Source organism: Bacillus sp. FSL W8-0183 (assembly GCF_038006825.1).
Taxonomy (GTDB): Bacteria; Bacillota; Bacilli; order Bacillales; family Bacillaceae; genus Bacillus; species Bacillus altitudinis.
This window is the reverse complement of the sequence record NZ_JBBOVY010000001.1, coordinates 472973-491344: the sequence shown is the minus strand read 5'-3', so window position 1 is coordinate 491344 and position 18372 is coordinate 472973. Positions and strand designations below refer to the sequence as shown.

Annotated in this window: 2 protein-coding genes; both read right to left on the bottom strand. The window is 45.6% G+C overall.

Annotated features, from left to right (window positions below; all coding sequences use genetic code 11):
• Positions 1–8199, bottom strand: a complete 8199-nt coding sequence (locus NSQ64_RS02530; protein ID WP_341014880.1) for an amino acid adenylation domain-containing protein — start codon at positions 8197–8199, stop codon at positions 1–3.
• A gap of 13 nt (positions 8200–8212) precedes the next feature.
• A complete protein-coding gene (locus NSQ64_RS02525; RefSeq protein ID WP_341014877.1) occupies positions 8213–18355 on the bottom strand; it encodes a non-ribosomal peptide synthetase in 10143 nt (3380 codons plus the stop codon).
• Positions 18356–18372 lie beyond the last annotated feature (17 nt).

Below are 18372 nucleotides of genomic sequence, written 5' to 3'. Positions count from 1 at the left end.
TTACCCCTTTACGATCGTTTCAAGAATCTGCGCAAGTTGATCTGCCTGCGGTCTTTTCATCATGGTCACATGGTCGCCTTTTATTTGATAATACGAGCACGTTTCTCTCGTGTAAGCTTCCCAATCGGCAAATTTCTTCTGGAAATCTGTGGCGTGATCGCTGCTTTGTATAATATAAAACGGCACAGAGAATGGGTCTTTTTCTAATTCAATGGCTTGTGACATGATGGTATTATGAGTCTGCATTTGCAAGTATTTATCTAAATAGTGATCATTCATAAATTGATGAACGACTTCATCCTTTTCTGCTTCTTTGAGGATTTTCTGCTTCACTTCTTGGAAGCTGAGCCCTTGTAATGCTTCTGGTTTGATGCCGACGAGGTTGCCCATACCCAGGACGAGGGCCAGCATTTTCACTTCTTCTTCGTTCATATCGGCATGAAGCGCTTGATCTGCCTCATCTCTTAATACCGGAACCGTATCTAAAATGATCAATCCTTTTGGCGCTTTTCCTGCATGACAGAGTCTCTGATTCATTCCGTAAGCAAGATGTCCGCCCATAGAATGCCCTGCCAAATAATCAATGCCTGGTCGATAGAATGTCTCAATGGCTTCAATAAAAATGGTGACAAGCTCTGTATAATGAAGGAATTGTGGTTCTTCATCCTCATACAAGCCTGGAGACTGCAAGGCGTAAACAGCTCCTTCATGTGTCATGAGCTTGGCCACGTCGATATACCCCATCACCGTTCCACCAGCAGGCGGTGCAAAGAAAATTCTCGGTTCAGCCGGATCCCCTTTTTTCAACTCGATCACATAGTCTTTCGGCGCTCTTTCGACAGGATCGCCTGTTTCTGGCACGGTGTCCAAATATGCCGCTAACTGCGCTGGCGCTGGGTGCATGAAAATCCATTTCGGATCAACACGGACACCTTTTTCTTTTAATTTGGCAACGGCTTGAATACTCATAATGGAATCTCCGCCTAAATCAAAGAATGAATCATGAATTCCTACTCGTTTGACACCAAGCACTTCACTGAAAGCTGTCACAATTAGCTGCTGTGTTTCTGTTGCCGGTTGATCGTCTTCATGTGAGGAAGAGACTGCGTCTGTCGGCTCCGGCAATGCTTTTTGATCGACCTTCCCATTTGTTGTGACAGGAATTGCGTCAAGTACGATAAAGTAACTTGGAATCATATAGCCTGGCAGGCTTTCCTGTAAAAATGCTTTCCATCCGGGAACAGGCTCTCCCCCATCTGTGACAAGGTAGGCTGCCAGCCGTTTTGAGCTGCCGTACGTTTTAGCAATGACAGTACACTCTTTTACTTGTGGATGTTTGAGCAGGGCTGTCTCAATTTCTCCACATTCAATTCGGTAGCCTCTAATTTTGACCAAGTTGTCTTTTCGGCCAAGGTATTCAATACTGCCATCAGACCGCCATTTCCCTAGGTCACCGGAACGATACAGTTTGTCCCCTTTTAATGCCGGGAATGGATTGTCAATAAACCGCTCCTGCGTGCGCTCTGGGTCATGCAAATATCCTTTTGCCAGCCCTGTTCCGCCGATATAGATTTCTCCTTTGACGCCTGTAGGTACTGGATTGAGGTCATCATCAAGTATGACAACCGTTGAGTTGGCGACTGGCACACCGATTGGCACTGATCTTGCATCCTCGGGTACGTGTGTGACTTGATAAGTGGTCGCTAATGTTGTGTTTTCTGTTGGACCGTAAGCATTGATCAGCACACCCTTCATATGTGGCAATGCCTTTCGTGCATGCTCACTAGACATGGCTTCTCCGCCAACGAGTAATGTACGGTATCCAGCTACACTTTTTGGATCATGCTCAATCAACCGGTTGAATAATGCAGTTGGCAAACAGTTGGCTGTGACTTGATGCGTTTTGATTAAACGAGTTAATTCGTCCATATTCAGAGCAGCATATTTCGGGATCAGAACCAGCTGACCGCCATTGAGCAGCATTCCCCATAATTCAAAGGTAAAGGCATCAAATGCATAGTTAGACAGCTGGAGCATTTTATCTTCTGAACCAAGCTCAATATAGTTTGTTTCTTTCACTAAGCGGACCACTCCTGCATGAGGAAGCATCACGCCTTTTGGTGTGCCTGTTGAGCCTGAAGTGTAGTTAACATAGGCAAGCTGGTCTTCTCCTACAATCGATTTTTCCCTTTGATACACTGCGCCTGTTTCTGGTAATGGCTTGTCCATTTCAATCTTTGTGCCGCTCAGATCGTCTAAACGATTAATCAGATGCGACTGGGTTAAGATGATATCGCTTTGTGTATCGCGAACGATCAGACCGATGCGGGCATCTGGATACTCAGGTGACATCGGTACATAAGCAGCACCCGACTTGACGATCCCTAGAACTGAGACCATCATGTCAAACGAACGATCAAACAGCATCGGGACAAGTGAACCTGGTCCAACGCCCTTTGACTGTAAATAGGCAGCCAGTTTTGTCGCCTTCTCGTCTAAATCTTGATATGTCATATGCTCTTCCATATAGGATACAGCAATCCGGTGCGGGTCACGCTGCACTTGTTCTTCAAATAATTCTTGCAGCGTACGCTTTGGATAAGGCGTGTCAGTCTGATTTTTCCCTATGATCATGGCATTCTGTTCTGTTTTGTCCATGACGCAAAAGTCAGCAAATGTCCGTTCAGGCTGAGCCGTCATGCCATCTAACAGATTAAGATAATAATTCATCATACGGTGGACCGTTTCTTGCTCAAATAAATCCGTATTATATTCCACATGGATAGACAGCTTGTCCTCCTGCTCAAATACATGCAAGGTGAGATCAAATTTAGAGACGGTATGATGGACCATCACTTGTTCCGATGTCAGTCCTTTTAGGTTGATATCCAGCGAATCAGTGACATACCCCATGGCGACTTGGAAGATCGGTGAACGACTTAGGTCTCTATCCATTGAAAGGTCATCCACAAGCTTGTCGAATGGATAATGCTGATGCTCAAAGGCTTTTAACGTCATTTCTTTCACCTTTGCCAGTAAATCGGCAAAGGTATCGGCTTTTGAAACGTCCTGTCTCAGCGCCAACGTATTGACAAACATGCCGACGAGCTTCTCTGATTGTTCGACATCACGGCCAGCGATCGGCGATCCAACAATGACATCTGTTTGTCCAGACAACTTGTGAAGCAGGACATAATAGGCTGACAACATCGTCATAAATAGTGTTGTCCCCTGCTGCCTCGACAAGGCATGTAAACGACGAACAAGCGGTTCATCTATCACGATTTGCTCTGTAGCCCCATTAAATGTTTGAACCGGCGGACGAGGACGGTCAAACGGGAGCTCTAATACCGGCAACTCTCCTTGTAACGTTTCTAGCCAATAGCTCTGAGCCTCATGGTGGTTCTTTAATTGCTCATTCTCCCAATGAACATAGTCGGTCCATTCAATCTCAAGTGCAGGTAACTCAGGCGTTTTCTCTGATAATAGCGCACCATACACGACTTCTAATTCTTGAATAAGCAGGCTGAGCGACCATGCATCGGAAATGATATGATGCTGCGCACAAAGCAAGTAATATTCCTCTTTCCCCATATCAACAATTGTCCATTGTGCAAGCGGTCCCCGTTCTAAGTCATAGATGCGGTTCGCCTCTTGCTGAATCAGCTGTTCCAATCTTCTCGCTCTTGTTTTTTCATTAAATAATGAGAAATTCGCAACGGTTACTGATGGCGGAAGATCTTCACGGATGACTTGAACCGGCTTGCCGCCAATGGTTTGAAATGTTGCGCGCAGTGCTTCATGACGTTTTGTTAAGAGACCGATCGCCTTTGTTAACGTTTGGATGTGTAATTGGCCCATCAGCTTCCAAGCACCTAATATATTGTAATGATGGCTCTTTTCTAATGTAGATAAGAACCAAATTCGCTTTTGAGCGTGTGACAGCTCATAGCTTGTTCGTTTTTCCAGCTTTGGAATGCTGGCTTCCTGAATGGCTGGTGCTCCATTGATGTCATCGACCATTTGTGCCAAGTGTGCCAGATTCTTGCTTTCAAATAATATTTTTAGCGGTGCCTTTATTGAAAACTCATGATTAATACGAGAAATCGTTTGAGTGGCCTTTAATGAATGTCCACCAAGGTCAAAGAATTGATCCTCTTTGTACACACGATCGACTTCTAAAATATCCTCCCATATGGCCGCAAGCACCTGCTCTGTCTTCGTTTCTGGCAATTGCTTTTCAAACGGCTGTGCGTGTTTGTGATGGAACTGTTTGAGGGCTTCATGATCAATAGAGCCATCTTGTTTTTTCGGTATATCTTCCACTTGCCTGATGTCCCATTTCCCCTCTATGATGTCTGTGATCTTGTCAGCATCCACTTCTTTGCCTGATTGCACCGTATAGTACAGTTTCTTTTCAAAATGCGGGATTGGTGCTGGTTGAAGATGTTCAGCGATTTCTTGATTCGCCCCATCTAGGCCAATAAATAGATGCGCTTCATTCAGCCGAACACCTAGACATAATGAATGGAGTCCTTGTTTTTTTCCAATCAATTGAAAGCCCTTGCGAACGGTTAGCGCAGCCCCAGTATGTCCCTTAGACAAACCAAGATTATCCCACATGCTGAAATTCAACGAAATCGCTCTTCTTCCCTCATGATAGGTAAGAGCATGTGCGAGTCCATCTAAAAAGCTGTTCGCCGCAGAATATGCGCCAAATGTGGTGCCGCCAAAAAAGCCATTCACTGATCCAAAAAAGACGAGTGGGACAGACGGGTCATGCTTGAAAGCTTCCTGCAGCACCCAAGCACCATCTGCCTTCCCTGAAAGTTCTTTGACGAAATCTTCTTCTGTTGTATGAGCCAGTGTGTACGTATCCACATGCTGAAAGTGCTCAGATACATTGCCAGCACCGGCTAAATGAAGCGCTCCTCGGATCGACTGTCCGAAATGCTTTTCTGCTTCATAAATCGCCCGCTCGACGTCACATAAATTCGTCACATCGGCTTGTACATAAAGGACGTCTCCCTGATCTTTAAGTTGTGAGAATGACGCCTCTTTTTCTCTGTCTTCTTCAAGGGATGTCCGTCCAATTAACACGAGCTTCAAGCCAAATTGGAGCATTTGCTTAGACAGTTCAAATCCAATACCGCCAAGCCCGCCAGTCAGCAAGTACAAGCCTTCATATTCTAAAAACCCTTCTGTCTGAGGTGCCGTCATCATATTCACTTTTTCCAGCTTTGGTACGAGGCGCTGGCCATGCCGGTAAGACACTTCTGCTTTCAAATGAATCGCACCTAGTTCGTCCGCAATATGCTTGGCATCCTGTTCCACATTATCCGCTTCAATATCAAGGTGAGACACTTCTGCCCCTTCCCATTCTTGCGGGATGGTTTTTAATAATCCGGCAAGAGACGTTTTCTCCACATGAAGCTCATCTTGCGGTTTTACAAATTGACCACCTTTTGTGACAACAACGAGACGCATCGGCTCTTTATGTTCTTGTCTCAATGCTTGATACAAATACAAAATGGATTGGCTAGTGCTTGCATTCAGTTCTTTGAACTGCGCAGGGCTCGCAATCATCTCCTTGTCTGATACATTCCACAAGTGGAGCATACGGTCAATTTTTAATTCATCGGCTTCAAGCGCCGCCACAAGCCTGACGTAATCCCCCTTGATTCGAGGGTTCATCTGATACATCCCTTTTGACATGCGTAAAAATTCATAACCCTTTTTCACAGAAACATAAGGCAGGTTCATTTGTTCAAATTGTGTATAAAGCGATTGATAAAGCCCTTTTTCATCCTCAAATACGAGTACATGATCAGTGGATACTGGCTGAGATGGACCGATATTCTCTTTTACCCAAATACGTTTAAAGAACCAATCTGGGAGAGTTTGTTCATTTTCCGAAGCAAGATCAAGTGCACGTTCAATGTCATGAAATACCCCATCTTTCAGTGCCGCACCTAGTTGGGCACGTTGGATTTTTCCGCTTTCTGTTTTCGGAAATTGGTCTTTTTTCACCGGAATGATATGGTCAGGTTCGATTCCCATTTTGCGAATGATGCTCTCTCTAATCTGCTGAATCATTGTGATTTGATCCTCTATCGAATCCTTCTGCGTGACAAAAAAGACGGCGAGTGTGTCATTACTTGATTCGGGATTGTAAATGCCGTACGCAGCGGCAAAGGTGACTTCAACCCCCTCAACTTCTTCCACAACGGCTTCAATTTCGTAATTCAAATAGTTCGCTCCATTGATAACGATGATATCCTTTTCCCGTCCTGTGAGGACTAGACGCCCTTCATGAATAAATCCTAAATCTCCTGTATGAAACCAGCCGTTTTCCGCAAATACTTCTTCATTGGCTTCCTCATTTTGATAGTAGCCCATCATAATCGTTGGACTCTTCACCTGCAAGCGGCCGACTTGATCTTCTGGCAACACTTGGTGATGCTCGTCTACAATCCGAATCCATACAGAAGGGATTGGTGCACCGACTTCTGTAAAAGTCATCTTGTGCGGATGATCGTGCGTCACATATTGAATCTCACTTGTTAATGTGGTCTGATCAATGGTCAGTTGTCCACCCTGATCATCATGACGCATGAATTCTTTTGACTGGACAATGGCTGATGATGTTTCTGACATGCCATAAGCCGGCACCATCGTATGGCGGCTTAATCCGTGCTCACCCATGATGTGCATGAAACGCTGCGTCACTTTAGGAACAACTGCTTCGGCGGCGTTCATGATATAGGTCAAGGTGGAGAGATCCCAGCTCCCTTTGCGAATGTCTTCTTCATATTCATTCATCATCGCAAAGGCAAAGTTTGGCGCCCATGTCCTTGTGACACCGTATCTTTCTACCCAATCCAGCCACACCATCGGTCGTTCGATAAATTGATCAATGGATGGACTAATTTGCTGGCAGCCGAGGTAGACATCATGGACATGAAACATGACAATGCCCCCTACATGATCAAGCGGCATCCAGTTCATTGATACATCCTCATGCGTGAAACCATTTGCCTGCTCAAAGGAAATGATTCTAGATAAAATGCTTTGATGGTTGTGCCGGATACACTTTGGCACACCCGTACTTCCTGAGGACAGCAGCTGAAGCACAGGCTCATCCGGCTCTGGCTCATAATGCTGTTCATCTGGGTCACAGGCAAGTAATGTTTCGATTGTTAAAATCGGAATCGCTTTTGATTCAAACGTTTTACGTAGCCCTGCAATGTCCTCAGCACTCGCTTCGTTTGTAATAATGAATGGTTCATTTTGCAGCTGAAACACGCCCTTGAGCTTGTTCACACCTTGATTCATTTCATCATACACAGGCGGTACAGAGACTGGGGTTGGAATGATTCCACCGAGAATACAGCCCCAGAATACTGTGATAAAATCTTGATGATCTTTCAATTGAAGCAGCACTTGATCGCCGTTTGAAAGTCCGGCTGCCCTTAATCCAGATAGGACACGTTCCGCTCCTGTGAGTAATTCCGGGTAAGTCTGGATCACCTCATGACCGCCTTCTTTGAGATACGTGACTCCGCGATTTGGTGACATAAAGGCGGCTCGGATCAGTACCTCTGTCAATGTGACTGGTGTACCTGGTTTTCTGATCACATCACCTCCATAAACAAGAGCTGGTGGTTTTTCTTGTACGGAGGATTGTATGGTTTGACTGACTTCATCTTTTGAAAACGATTCGTTTCCATTTGTACGCTGTCTATCTGGGAAGAGGTCATCTAAATGATAGGGTGTTTGTTTTTCTGTCTGACTCTCTATCAAAACGGCTGCTTCCTCTACTCCATCTATGGCTTTCGTGCGCTCTTCTATCTTTCTTCGTTCCTCTTCATCTAGTACGTCAATGGCAAGCAGCGCCTCGGTATCGACCGCTCCATTTTCTTTTCGCGGCAAGGAAGGGACGAGGACGAGTGCGGCTGGCACTTCATCAGGATGAAGCGGGCCTTTCATCATATCCTCTCTTGTCAGCGAAGGGTCCTTCGCCTGTGCAAACAGCACAAGCGATAGGCCTCCTTCTTGATTTTTCTTCGGGATGAGCGCACATTCCTTTAGTGGAAAGTGAAGCATGAAGACTTTCTCTAATGCTTTGAGATCGATTCGTTTTCCATTGATCCTGACAATATGATTTGCTGCATTTCCTTTTCGTCTACTAACTAGCATTCTTCTTCTCCTCCTACATCCAATCCAAAATCTGAATCTTGCTTTCTTCCGTCCAAACGCCGACATCCCCTGTCGGATAAAGGTATTCGCCTGTTTGATGTTTGAATGGATGCGGAATTTTATGCGCCTCCATCCAATCGGCTAGCTCTCCAAAAAGTGCTTTGATCTCTTTGGCGCCGATAAAAATATCTCCAGGAAATCCAATCGGCATGAGCTGATGTTCTTCATTCAGGACATATATTTCCGTTTCATAGGCAGGATCATGTACGCCTGCATAAACTTCTTCTTGGTCTGGGTATAACACGCTGACATGTGCGTTTTTCGCCCAATCACTGATCATCCGCTCTTTTTCCTCACTTGTCACAATGGTGAAGGAAGATAGCGGCGTATCCACTTGTTCTGTCATGGCTTCAAGGGTGTGAATCAGCTGCTGCATCAGCGTTTGTATTTGCTTTTCTGTATATTGATTTAAGTTGTATGTGATCCGAAGCTCCAGCGTATCTCCCGGCACTGCGACAAGGGTTAAGTCATAATTTGTTTCTTCATGACTGGCGATGTCTAAAATGCGTACGCCATAGGGCTCAATGGACTCAATCGGATAGTTTTCAAACACGACAATGCTGTGAAACAATGCCTCTCCATTTGGAATTTCCGTCATCTGCTGAATATCTGGCAATACGGTATACTCGTATTCTCTCATCTGAAAAACGGTTTCCTGTGTATAGGCCAGCAATCGCGCAATCGTCCAGTCCGAATGGATCGGCAGACGAAGCGGCAATGTGTTAATAAAGAGCCCTGTCATGCTTTCCACTTCTGGTAAGTCGGCTGGCCGGCCAGATACGGTCACCCCAAATATGACATCCTCTGCGCCCGAATGAAGGTGCAAAAGCAGTCCCCACGCTGATTGAATCAGTGTGCTCATCGTGACCTTCTGCTTGCCAGTCATCTTCTCCAGCTTCTGCTGCATCTCTGGCGTCAGTTTGACGCTGGACTGCGCCATGCTTGCTTCTTGGTCTGAAGCATGTTCTTCGCCGTCTCCTGGAAGCGGTGTCGCTTCCTCTACGCCTGACATATAACGCTGCCAGAATTCTTGCGCCTTCTCTTGATCCTGCTTCTTCAGCCATTCGATAAAATCTTTATATGGACGGACTGTAGAAAGACTGATCTCTCGTTCGTCCACAAGAGAGCGATACAGCGCAAAAGATTCCTGAATAAAACTGAACAAACTCCAGCCATCGATTAAAATGTGATGAAAACTAAAGACAAACGTGCATCTTTCCTCATCACAACGGAATAAAGCAATCCGAATAAGCGGTTCATCTATATGGTCTAAATTGAAATCCTTTGAACGATCAGATACTAAAAATTGTTCGATTGTCTCTTCTTGCTCCGCGTCACTCAGGTGGCGCACATCGTGCTGAGTGAGGTGGATGCTTCCTTCTGATTGAATGAACTGAACAGGCTCCTTCAGCCCTTCCCAAGCGAATTTTGTTCTCAAAATCGAATGACGTTCTACAAGAAGGTTCCAAGCTTGTTCATAGGCATCACCGTTTGTTAAGCCTTGGAGCGTCATATGCACCTGACCAAAATAAGCTTGTGAGGCTTGATCTAGCAGTGCATGAAACAGCATTCCTTGCTGCATTGGAGACAGCGGATACACATCGACTACATTGTCTGGAAGTTCATCTATTTGCTTTTGCGTAAGCTGAACCATCGGAAAATCAGATGGTGTAAAGCCACCGCTCGTTTCAACACAATGCGTCAAGATGATCTCCATTTTTTCTTTAAAACGTTCAGGTAACAACCGCACCTCTTGATCTTGCAGCAGTTCACGATTGATCATAAAGTTCATCTGCAACTGACCATCTGTCACATATCCATACACATCGATCAAATGCTGTCTTTGTGCTTTCGGATCGTGAACATGTCCATTTCGTTCGTCTGCGATATAAAGCTTGGCTTCGCCATCTGCCTGATCTAACTGACCGAGGTAATTAAAGCTCATCTGCGGCGCTACCGTTTTGAGTAAACGAGATTCTGTCATGTATTGAAGCAAACCATAGCCGATTCCCTTTTGCGGCACAGCTCGTAAGGTTTCTTTGACGTCTTTGATTTGTCTTGCAACATCGGTTTGTATAAAAGGAATAAAAATAGGATAAGAGCTTGTAAACCAGCCGACTGTCCGTGACAAATCCATCTGTTCAAATAAATCCTCGCGTCCATGCCCTTCTAACGTGATGAGCATTGGCTTTCCAATGGCTTGCGTGAGTCCTGATAACAGTAAATCGTTAATCTCTGTTCGGTATGCTTGTGAGGCCTGTCTAAGTAACATATCTGTTTGTTCCTTTGTGAGCTGAACCGACAGGATCTCTGCATGTTCTTCTATATTAGAAAGCGCAGGCAGTTGGAAAGGAGAACCTTCTTCCTCTTGATCCTTGATTTTTTGCCAAAAAGAGGCCTGCGCTTGTAATTGATCTGTTTGTGCATATTCATATAAGGCATCTGCCCACTGCTTATAGGAGGCGGTTTTTTTCGCAAATATGATGTCCTGCCCCGTAGCAAGCTGTTTCAATCCATTTAGTACATCTTCTTGTATCATGCGCCATGATATGCCATCCATGACGAGATGGTGTGCAGCAATAAAGAGCTCAGACGTGTCTTCACCTGTATGAAAAAGAATCGCTTTGATCACTTCTCCGCGCTCTAATGACAATGTTCCTTGACAGGCACTTGTCTCCAAGCGGATTTGTTCCCGTGCTTCCTCCTGAGATACATCCGTCACATCAAAGAATGTGACACATGGTGTGACACCAGGCTCACGAATGGTTTGAATCCATGTGCCATCTGCCTCTTTTGTATAGATAGCTCTCAGCATATCGTGATGATCGACCAGTTTTGAAAGAACCTGTGTTAACTGTTCATGTGGAACAGATCGCTTCATTTCAATATGCGCCGATAGATTCCAATAATCTTGATTGGTCATCGATTGCTCAAAGAACCAAGATTGAATCGGGAGAAGACGAACCTCTCCTGTCACAGGTGATTGATCATAGACCGTAGAGACCTCTGCCTTTCTCATCGCTTGTGCGAGTTGTGAGATGGTCTGTTTTTCAAATACATCTCTCGGCTGGATGACGTAGCCTTCCTGTGCTAAGCGTGCCACCATTTGTATGACAATAATGGAATCTCCGCCAAGCTCAAAGTAGTTATCATGGACGCCAATAGAAGGAACGCCTAGCAGCTGAGACCACACTTTTTCTAACACACGTTCTTCCTCAGTAGCTGCTTTGTCAATGGCTGTTTCTACTTCTTCTTGTCTCCACTCTGGCGGCGGAAGACGCTTTTGGTCTACCTTGCCATTTGGCGTGAGCGGTAATTCATCCAGCTCTATTAATAGGCTTGGTACCATATAATCTGGCAGAATGTCTTTTAAGTTATGGCGAATGTCTTGCGTGGTCATGACGCCTTTTTGGACAACATAACCGATCAATCGCTTATGACCACTATCATGCTGATGCGGGATAACGGCACATTCTTTGATGTCATCAAATGTCAGCATAGCGGCTTCAATTTCTCCGCATTCCACGCGGTGTCCACGAATTTTCACTTGATGATCGATTCTTCCAAGACAGTCAATGATGCCATTTGACAGCCAACGGCCCATATCGCCTGTTTTATATAAACGCGCTCCTTCTTGGAAAGGATGCGGGATAAATGATGATGCTGTTTTTTCTTCATCTCCAAGGTAACCAAGTGCTAGCCCTGTGCCGCCAACATAAATTTCGCCGATGACGCCTTGCGGAACTGGCTGCATCATGTCATCTAATACATAAGCTTGTGAATAAGCAATAGGCTGTCCAATCGGGACCGTCGCCTGATCTTCTTCCAGTGCCCGAATGTGATGCACACAGGAGAATGTTGTATTCTCTGTTGGTCCATAACCATTTAAAAGCCCTTCAGGCAAATACGGTAGTGCTTTTCGGATATGAGCGGCTGATAAGGCATCTCCGCCGACCAATAATGCATGAAGTCCAGATAAAGCTTCTGGATGTTCTTCTGTTAAACGGTTGAACAGCGGCACAGTCAAGAACCCTGTTGTAATCTGATAAGTTTTTAGTGCTTCCGCTAATGTATCCATTGATAAAATGGTATTTCGATCCGTCAGTATGAGCCTTCCCCCGTTTAAAAGGGCACCCCATATTTCATACGTAAAAGCATCAAAAGAGAAGCTGGCGATTTGTAAAATGCGCGTTTGTTCATTAAGGGTGACATAGTCTGTTTCACACACAAGCCGGACGACCGCTTGATGCGGGATCAGTACTCCTTTTGGCTGTCCAGTTGACCCCGATGTGTAATTGATATAAGCAAGTCCATCAGGTCTTAGTGCAGCGGGCATGACCTCTGCTTCTGGTAAAAATTCTTCATACCCTTGATCAAGACAAATAAGTTCCGTTTGATGGATGGATACTTTTTTCAGCCATTCATTTTTTGTCAGTAAAAGCTGAATCCCTGTATCTCTCAGCATATAGTCAATGCGGGCATCTGGATATTCAGGATCAATTGGCACATAAGCCCCGCCTGCTTTCACAATGGCCAGCACCCCAAGAATCATTTCAGGCGATCTATCGATGAGCAGTCCAACTGGTTCATGCGGCGTCACGCCTCGCTGCTGCAAATAGGCTGCTAGACGATCGACTTTCTCATGTAACTCTTGGTACGTCCACTCATCTCCCTGGAACTCGAGCGCCACTGCATGAGGTGTCTTTTTCACTTGCGCTTCAAATCGTTCTGTCATAAGCAGCGGACCTTTTGGTTGATCAGTCTTTCCGCTCCATTCATAGAGCAATTGATGCTTTTCTTTCTCTGGCAGGAAATCCACTTGTCTGATCGGCTGCGCTGGATTTTCACAAATGCTTTCAAGCAGGTGCTCGTAGTATGCGAGGAATCGCTCCATCGTGTCATCAGAAAATAAATCCGCTTGATACTCAAGTTTTAACTGAAGGCCTTCAGCTCCTTCAAACACAAACAGGGAGAGATCAAATTTCGCTGTATCATTATCTTCAATGGCTAAAACCGACGTCGCCTCCCCCATTGGAGATGCTTCCAGCGGTAAGTTTTGCAGAACAAACATGACCTGAAACAGCGGCTGCTTACTGGCATCACGCACAATATTCAATTCATCGACCACCATCTCAAACGGCACATCCTGGTGTGCATAAGCACCGACGGTTGTCTCCTTCACTCGCTCTAATAATTCCGTAAAGGCTGGATTCCCGCTATGGTCGATCCGAAGCGCCAATGTATTCACGAAAAATCCGATTAAATGCTCCATTTCCGTTCGATTTCTCCCAGCAATGACCGAGCCAATGACAAACTCATCCTGTGAAGACAATCGATGTAAAAGGGTAGAGAAAGCCGACAGCAAGGTCATATACAGTGTGCTGTCTGTTTTCTTAGATAGCTCATCAATCTTTTCAGACAGTGACTTCGACAGTTGATATGTTTTCGTCTTCCCTTTGTAGGATTGAACGGCCGGCCGCGGATGATCATACGGCAATACCAAATCTTCAACAGGTGCCGCAAATTGCTCCTTCCAATAGGCAAGCTGCTTACGCAATGGTTCTCCTGTCAAATACTCCTTCTGCCACAGTGCGTAATCCGCATATTGAATAGGCAGTGCCGGCAAGTGAGGCTCCCGCCCTTCGATCGCCGCTGTATACCACTCAGATAATTCTCTTGCAACAATGCCAATCGACCAGCCATCTGACACGATGTGGTGAATGGACATAAGCAAGAGATGCTCTGCGGATGAAAGTCGAATCAGCTTCACTCGAAAGAGCGCTTCGTGTTCTAATTGAAAAGGTGTGGATGCCTCTTCTTTCGCCCATTCAGCCGCTTTTTGTTCTTTCTCTTCCTGTGACGCTATGCCTGAAAGGTCCATCAACTCAAGCTCTGGCAGGGCCATCTGTTCATGAATGACCTGTACCGGCTCATCCCCGCTCATCGTAAAGGACGTTCTGAGCGATTCATGCCTTTCCACCATATGATGCAAACTTTCATGAAGCACCTTGATATCTAAAGGCCCATTCATCCGAAACGAAATCGTATTATTGTAAAATGGCAGATCCGGCTCTAATTGATAGAGGAACCACTGTCTTTGCTGGGCATAAGACATCGGAATTTCCTGACCCTTCTCCATTTTTCTCATCGGAATCACTTCATCTGCTTTGGCATTTGAATCGATCCAGTCTGCTAATTCTCCGAGTCTCGTATGTTCAAACAACACAGCAAGCGGCACGTCAAACCCTGTTTTTTGCCTAACCGCAGACAGCATTTGCGTCGCCTTCAGCGAATGACCTCCTAGTAGAAAGAAATGATCGCCGCAGTTGACATCTGGGACACCGAGCAGCTCTGACCAAATGTGTGCGAGCAGTTTCTCCGTTTCTGTGTGAGGTGTTCTGTTGTCTGCATCCATTCCGCTTTCCTCTATTAATTCATGAAAATATGCCTCGTCTGGCGATCCATCTTCTGTTTCTTTCCAATATTCCTCAGGAAACAAATGTACGGCATATTCACCAGATAGACGGGACTGTAAACATGTATGAATCGATTGATACAGCCGCTCTTCCACCGCCTTTGTTTGATCCGTTTTGAAAAAGACGTAAAAGGTCTGCTCTGTTTGCATCTCCGCATCTGCATGGATCATCTCGTGAATCTCTTTCTTCGATCGATCCAACCCCGCATAAATGAGCGGAGCATCTGTCATCAGACATGCGAGCATCGTTTGGAAGCCTGCCTGCTTTGAAATTGGAAGATAACCTCTTTCTTTTAACATGCCTTTTATCATGGAGCCTTCACTCATGCCAATCTCGTCCCACATGCTGAAACTAAAGCAATATGGCTTCACTGTAGATGTCAGCTTCTGATAATGAGCAAATTGTTCCACGAACTCATTGGCAGCGCAATAGGCGCCGACAGTCATACCGCCCTTTAGCGTTCGGGCTGACGAGCTGGAAAGAAATAAAACATTCCTGCGTTTGGAGGCAGCTTCATGAAGCGCAATCGTTCCATATACCTTCGCTTCGTACATGTCATTCAGAGACACAGATGTCATATCAGCAAGTAGTTCTTCTTGAATGATACCTGCGAAATGAATGATGCCATCCAGCCTTTGATTTCCAGCGACCTCATGTCTAGAGATAATCGCTTCCACCTCTTTTTCAGCCGTGATGTCTGCTTTCTCATAAAGAACCTTGCCGCCATGCACTTTTGCCTGGTTTTCTAGCAAAGACAATGTCTCTTGCTGGTCACTAGAAAGTGCCTCTCTCTCTTTTCTTCCAAGCAACACAAGATGTGCTTGATAAGATGTCAGTAGGTGTTCACTGACTAAACGTCCAATTCCGCCTAGCCCGCCTGTTATGACATAAAGCCCAGATGATTCAAATGGCGGCTCTTTCCTTTTCTGTTCCTTTTCCAAATGAAGAGGTGCTAAAAGGGGAATATAACGAACACCTTGACGATAAGCAGCGACATGACGGTCTTGGTCATGTGTGAGTTCTGCCATAATCGCCATTGCATGGGAATGACTAGATACCGATTCTGCTAGAGAAAAATCAAGACATTGCACCTTGATAAACGGCCATTCATGCTGAACTGCTGTCATCAGTCCGGCTGTCGTTGCTTTTTCTACATCGTGGATATGATCCCCCGGCACATTCATCGCATGGGTGGAGACAAAAGTGATGGCCACCTGCTCCTCATAGACGGAAATGGCTTTTGTTAAAAATAATGCACTCATGCTGCCCGTTTTCTGCGCTTGTTTCGCCTTGGCCACATAAAGCTTGTCTTCTTGGTTTGTATAGTTCCAAAGGTGAATGATGTGTTTCACCGAAACGCCATACGAACGGAGCGTCTCAAAGAGTTGTTCGTAGTCAGACGGCCGATTCGGGTGGATGATGAAGTGAGTGTGTGTGAGTTGTTTGAACGCTTGACCCGGTTCAACCGTAATGTATGTTTGTTCACTGTTTGCGAAAGATTTCAAATGATCTGCCAGTCCTAATGGATCTGCGAAGATCACAACGTCCCCTACGATCTGCTTGTCAGCTGCATCAAGTGGAGCAGGTATCCACTTCTTTTGATAACTCCAATCAGGCAAGGTATGTTCATTTTCAAGTCTCATATCCATTTCCATGATCATTTCATCAAATTCGCCTTCTTGCCATCTTGTCTTGAGCTGTGCCCTTTCTATTTTTCCAGAGCTTGTTTTGGGAAATGCATGCTTCTGGATAGGAATGATGCGAGATGCAGACAAGCCCATTTTTGTTGCAATATGAGATTTAATGTGCTGACTTGCCCTCATAATATAAGCCGGCTCATACAGCTTCGGTGTAAAAAAGAGAATCAGTTCATCGGATGCAGAAGCCTCCATTCGGACGGAACAAGCAGCCACAAAGCTCGTTTCTACTCCCGGTACTTCCTCTGCTATGGCTTCAATTTCATAGTTGTGATAGTTTTTTCCGTTGATGATAATCATGTCTTTTTCTCTACCGGTTAGTGTCAGCCTTCCTTCGTGCAGGAAACCTAAATCACCCGTGTGAAACCAGCCATCCGCTTGAAATACTTCTTGATTCGCTTCGTCATTCCGGTAATAGCCCTTCATGGTGGTTGGGCCTTTTATTTGTACACGGCCAATATGATCTTCTGGAAGAAGCTCATGCTGATGATTGACGATGCGTATCGTGATACCTGGAATCGGTTTGCCCAACTCTGTAAAGCTGACGGTTCCTGTCTCACGTGCTTCTGCTGGTCTTAGCTGCTCTGTCAGCGATGTTTCTTCAAAGGTCAGAACCCCGCTGTTTTCATCTCCACGCTCAATCGCAAAGGAAAACACAACCGCTGATGAGATTTCAGACATGCCGAAAGCCGGTCTAATCACATCTCCCTTTAAGCCGTGCGGAGCAAGCAGGTTTAGAAATCGGTGGATGGTTTTTGGAACGACCGCCTCTGCCCCATTGATCATGCAGGTCATCGCCGACAGATCCCAAGACCCTGATGAAATCTCTTTCTCATAATCGTTGATCATCGCAAATGCAAAGTTAGGTGCCCACGTCTTCGTTGCACGGTAGCGGTCCATCCAGTCAAGCCACCTCAGCGGCTGAGCGATAAAGTCATCTGTTCTTGCCCGAATCTGCTCGCAGCCTGTGTACACATTGACAAGGTGGAACATCACGATGCCACCAATATGATCTAAAGGCATCCAGTCTAACGAGACATCCTTTTGTGTAAATTGATTCGCTGCCACTGTTCCTTTGACGTTCGCCAGCACACTTCTATGGGAATGCTCTACACACTTTGGCATCCCTGTACTTCCAGACGTTAAGATAAAGAAGACGGAATCATCCGGCGCGGCAGGGTGAGCGGCTGTATCTCTTTCTAATGTCAGCATCGGCTCAACTGCTGCGACACGTAATTGGTCTGTGTGCCACAGTAAGGCTAACCCTTGCACCTCCTCGATCAGTGAGTCATCTGTTAGGATGAGTGGATGCTCGAGCAGCTTCCAAGCATGATGAAGCTTCTTCACTGCAGCATTCATCTCCCGATAGGTTGGGGCAGCCGACACAAGCGTTGGAACAAACCCGCCTAATACACATGCCCAAAAGGCAGTGACCATGGCATGATTCGATGAGAATTGAAAGAAAACAGGATCGCCTGCCTTCAGCCCCAGTGCCCTTAAACCAGTCAGAACCCTCTCGGCGTCTCCTTGTAACTGTGCATAAGATTGTGTGAGTTCGTTCTTGCTATTCACGATATACGTAAGCCCATTTGTCGTTTTTGCAGCCTCTGTTAAGACTTCCTGTAAGGTCTGTGCGCCTTGTGTGACGTCGAGATCCCCTCCATAGGAAAGAGCGGGCGGCATGTCGGCCAAAGCAGGTACAGCCGTTTGCGTCTGTATCGCTTCCGCTGCGGCCTCCTGCTCAATGTGCTTGTCGAGAAATAAATGAGAGAGGTGATACGGCCGCGGTCGAATGGTTTTTTCACGTGAAAAAACAGCGAAGCGTTCGATTTCGTTGGTTTGTAAAATGGTTGTCTTTACATCTTGTAAAATCGCATTCATTGATTCATGTCTACTCGTTTGGTTAATGGTTGATGGTTTCATATGAGTTCCTTTCCTTT

Bases quoted from the DNA above. Each gene is read 5' to 3' on its own strand.
- NSQ64_RS02525 (WP_341014877.1), bottom strand. From the start codon at position 18,355: ATGAAACCATCAACCATTAACCAAACGAGTAGACATGAATCAATGAAT.
- NSQ64_RS02530 (WP_341014880.1), bottom strand. From the start codon at position 8,199: ATGCTAGTTAGTAGACGAAAAGGAAATGCAGCAAATCATATTGTCAGG.